Raw genomic sequence first — 3,990 nt, 5'->3', positions numbered from 1 at the left:
CCGCCGATATTATAGGTTTCACCAATAGCCCCACAGGTAGCGACTTTGACTAAGGCGCGGGCGTGGTCTTCGACATAAAGCCAGTCGCGAATCTGCTGGCCGTTACCATACACCGGCAGTGGTTTGCCTGCCAATGCGCTCAGAATCATATGGGGAATCAGCTTTTCGGGGAAATGATATGGCCCATAGTTATTCGAGCAGTTCGTAATCACCACCGGTAGCCCATAAGTACGATACCAAGCGCGCACTAAATGATCCGAGCTGGCTTTAGAGGCCGAATACGGAGAGCTAGGAGCATAGGGGGTGGTTTCGGTAAATAAATCGTCGGTACCGTCTAAATCGCCGTAGACCTCATCGGTAGACACATGATGAAAACGGAACGCGGTTTTCTCTGTTTCGGGTAACTGTGTCCAGTAATCTCGTGCGGCTTCTAAAAGCGTATAGGTCCCTACAATATTGGTTTGAATAAACGCACCGGGCCCTGTAATCGATCGATCCACGTGCGATTCGGCCGCTAAATGCATGACGGTCGTGGGCTTAAATTCTGAAAAAATACGTGCCACCGCTTGGGCATCGCAAATGTCATGGTGATAAAAGGTATAGCGATCGGCGTCTTTGGCGTGTGCTAAAGACGCCACATTGCCCGCGTAGGTGAGTTTATCTAGATTAGCGACATGAAAAGTCGTGTGATCGATTAAATGACGGATGACTGCAGATCCAATAAAACCTGCTCCTCCAGTTACAAGGATACGCATATGCTTTCCAATTGGCATAGGTGGGTAAATCACTTAAATTGGTTAGTTAAATAGCTTTTCAGGCTCATAGCTGCTTGATCTTTGGCAGATAGGATTGGATCGCCTGTAAAAGGCCAGTCAATATTTAAATCAGGGTCATTCCAAGCAATAGTGACCTCAAACTGTGGGGCATAATAATCCGTGGTTTTATATAAAAACTCGGCGCTCTCGGACAGCACCAAAAAACCATGTGCAAAACCTTCGGGCACCCAGAGCTGGTGTTTGTTTTCTGCTGATAAATATGTTCCTACCCATTGGCCACAGGTAGGCGAATCCGGGCGAATATCCACCGCTACATCAAAAACTTCTCCCTGTATCACGCGTATTAGTTTGCCCTGAGGCTGTTGAGTTTGAAAGTGCAGCCCGCGTAATACGTGTTGAACAGATTTAGAATGGTTGTCTTGTACAAACTTAACTGTACGGCCAATCGCTGCTTCGAATAGGCGGTGATTAAAACTTTCAAAAAAGAAGCCTCGTTTGTCATTGAACACTTTGGGCTCAATCAGGAATACTTCGGGAATAGCTAGGGCTGTTGCTTTCACTTCAATAACCCCATTAAATACTGTCCATAGCTATTTTTAGCCAGTGGTGTGGCTAAGCGTTGTAGCTGTTCGGCATCGATCCAGCCCTGACGGTAAGCGATTTCTTCTGGACAGGATATTTTTAGCCCTTGACGATTTTCAATGGTGGCAATGAACTGGCTCGCTTCTAGTAAGGATTCCGGGGTACCCGTATCGAGCCAAGCATAGCCTCGCCCCATAATCTCGACATGAAGTTGGTTTTGGGCAAGGTATAGTTTATTTAAGTCGGTAATTTCTAATTCACCGCGTGCTGAAGGTTTCAGATCCCGTACTAAATCCACTGCCTGATTATCATAAAAATATAACCCCATGACGGCATAATTAGATTTAGGTTGTGTGGGTTTTTCCTCTAGGGATAAGACTTTTCCTGTGGGGGTGAACTCTACTACGCCATAACGTTCAGGGTCATGGACGTGGTAGGCAAACACCGTGGCACCGATCTGTCGCTGGCAGGTGCTTTGTAATAGCTTATGAAAATGATGGCCATAGAAAATATTATCACCCAGCACTAATACAGAGGGGTGATTACCGACAAAGTCTGCCCCAATCATATAGGCTTGGGCCAAGCCATCGGGGCTTGGCTGCACGGCGTAGGATAAATTTAAACCCCATTGTGAGCCATCACCAAGCAGTTGCTCAAACCGCAGTATGTCTTGAGGTGTGGAAATCACTAAAATATCGCGTATACCCGCTAACATTAGCGTAGAAAGCGGATAGTAAATCATGGGTTTATCGTAAATAGGTAAAAGCTGTTTATTAATCGCTAGTGTGACAGGATGTAGTCGTGTATTAGATCCGCCAGCTAAAAGGATACCTTTGTGACCCATTGTGTTTAAAGCTTTGTAATAGGAGGTTAAAGCTGTGCAAATAGAGCTAATTGCGCTACGGCACGCCGTACATGAGTTTGCCAGTGAGGCAACTGTAAGTCTAGCTGCCCCTGTAATAAGCTGCTATTTAAATGAGAAAAAGCAGGGCGTGTGGCAGGGGTGGGGTAGTCTGATGAGGGGATGGCCAAAACATTGTCAGGCTGTACGCGGGGGCGCATACCATGCACAATCATCTGTTGCACAATGTAGCGAGCAAAGCCATGCCAACTGGTTTGCCCAGCGGCCGTCAGGTGATACAACCCCGAAGGCATCTGCCCGTGGCGGTGTGCCCAAATAGCCAGAGCGGTTACATCTGCGATCAGCTCGGCCGAAGTCGGTGCCCCAAACTGGTCGTCTACCACAGTAAGCTGTTCGCGCTGCATGGCTAAACGCATCATCGTGCGCAAAAAGTTATTACCGTGCCCAGCAAATACCCAGCTGGTTCTAAAAATTAACTGCTCACAGCCGCTGTGGCGCAGGGCGATTTCCCCGTCCAGTTTGGTTTGACCATAGACGTTTTGTGGATTGGGTTGGTCTTTTTCGGTATAGGGCGTAGTTTGTTTACCATCAAAGACATAATCGGTGGAATAATGCACCACTAGGGCATGATTTTTAGAAGCAAACCGCCCAATACAGCCAATGGCTTCGGCGTTGATACGCTGCGCGGTGGCTTGGTCGGATTCTGCTTTGTCCACAGCAGTATATGCGGCGGCATTCACGATGACGCTGGGTTGAATCTGCGCCAACGTAGTATGTAATGCCTTTATATTTAATAAATCAGCGCGGTCACGACCTAGCGCCGTTACTTGCCCTAGAACAGATAAGCTACGTTGTAATTCTGTACCAATCTGTCCGTCTTTACCTAAAATTAAAATATGCTGCATTCATACATTATATGGCTCTAGCAGCGAGCCGGTTGGCTCGCTGCGAACAAATAAGAATTATTTCATGCCAAGGGCTTTTAAGCATTGTGCCAAAGAGCGTTGCGCGGTTTCTTGATACATGCTTTGTTCATCGATGACAGCACAGCCTAGATCGCGCTCAAAGCGCGCTTGGTTAGAAAGCTGTTTGTATTCAGTGGTGCGATTGTCGCCCAGATTGGATTGAAAAATCCCCGCGGCACTGACGGGCAAAAAGTCTTCGTACACAATAGGGTCTAGTTGCACGTCGCCATTTTCAACAAGCTGGGCAATGGAGGTGTCAGCGGAGTATTGACCGGCTTTGGCTAAACCTTGTTCCGTTGGGGTGTAATGAAAATACGCTAAATCTTGCTGGAACAGACTGAATAAATCATCGGGGAAAGCCTGAAAGTGATGTTCTAGGGTAGCGTAATACTGCTGAGCATTGGCTTCGGTGGGAGCGCCGCCCATATCGTTGCGTGTGGCGGCTAGCAGTTGGTCATATAGCTCGCGCCCTTTGGTGGTAAGCGCGGCACCGCGCTGTTCAATTTCCCCAAAACGGGCGGTGTGACTGCCACGCTCGTGGCCGTGTTGGTCAGTAAAGCGTACGGCTTCTTCTAGGGCTTTAAAGCTGGTTTGGCGCAATAAAATGGGGTGTTGGCGGCGGGGTGGGCCTTCGATAACGGCTTTGGGCTGGATACCCCGTTGGGGCATTTGGTGTTGTACGGCATCAATATCCAGAGTGCGAGGCGTCAGGTGATTAATATGCGGGCCTTTAAATGCAACCACGTCGGCGATTAAGCGATGTTGGTCATGTAGCGCGTCGTATTGTGAGCTAGTTACGGTGGCG

Annotated in this window: 5 protein-coding genes; all 5 read right to left on the bottom strand. The window is 48.2% G+C overall.

Going from position 1 to position 3,990, the window contains the following annotated elements; genetic code table 11:
• A partial coding sequence (rfbB, locus tag Q1V74_RS03440) for a dTDP-glucose 4,6-dehydratase (RefSeq protein WP_300647064.1) occupies positions 1 to 755 on the bottom strand: 755 nt, incomplete at its 3' end.
• A gap of 29 nt (positions 756 to 784) precedes the next feature.
• Complete coding sequence (gene rfbC, locus Q1V74_RS03435) at positions 785 to 1,336, bottom strand: dTDP-4-dehydrorhamnose 3,5-epimerase (protein WP_300647063.1); 552 nt, start codon at positions 1,334 to 1,336, stop codon at positions 785 to 787.
• Positions 1,333 to 2,202: a glucose-1-phosphate thymidylyltransferase RfbA gene (gene rfbA, locus Q1V74_RS03430; protein ID WP_300647062.1), complete on the bottom strand. Its 870-nt coding sequence runs from the start codon at positions 2,200 to 2,202 to the stop codon at positions 1,333 to 1,335. The genes rfbC and rfbA overlap by 4 nt, the downstream gene beginning before the upstream one ends.
• Before the next feature lie 26 nt (positions 2,203 to 2,228).
• Positions 2,229 to 3,125 (bottom strand): dTDP-4-dehydrorhamnose reductase, encoded by an 897-nt coding sequence (rfbD, locus tag Q1V74_RS03425; RefSeq protein WP_300647061.1) that lies wholly within the window; start codon positions 3,123 to 3,125, stop codon positions 2,229 to 2,231.
• 57 nt (positions 3,126 to 3,182) lie between these two features.
• The coding region (locus Q1V74_RS03420; RefSeq protein ID WP_300647060.1) for a DUF1338 family protein at positions 3,183 to 3,990 on the bottom strand (808 nt) is incomplete at its 5' end.

This window comes from Paenalcaligenes sp. (assembly GCF_030152715.1).
Classification (GTDB): domain Bacteria; phylum Pseudomonadota; class Gammaproteobacteria; order Burkholderiales; family Burkholderiaceae_B; genus Paenalcaligenes; species Paenalcaligenes hermetiae.
Note: the sequence above shows the minus strand (reverse complement) of the source record. Positions and strands in the feature narration are given on the sequence as shown.

Bases quoted from the DNA above. Each gene is read 5' to 3' on its own strand.
- rfbA (WP_300647062.1), bottom strand. From the start codon at position 2,202: ATGGGTCACAAAGGTATCCTTTTAGCTGGCGGATCTAATACACGACTA.
- rfbD (WP_300647061.1), bottom strand. From the start codon at position 3,125: ATGCAGCATATTTTAATTTTAGGTAAAGACGGACAGATTGGTACAGAA.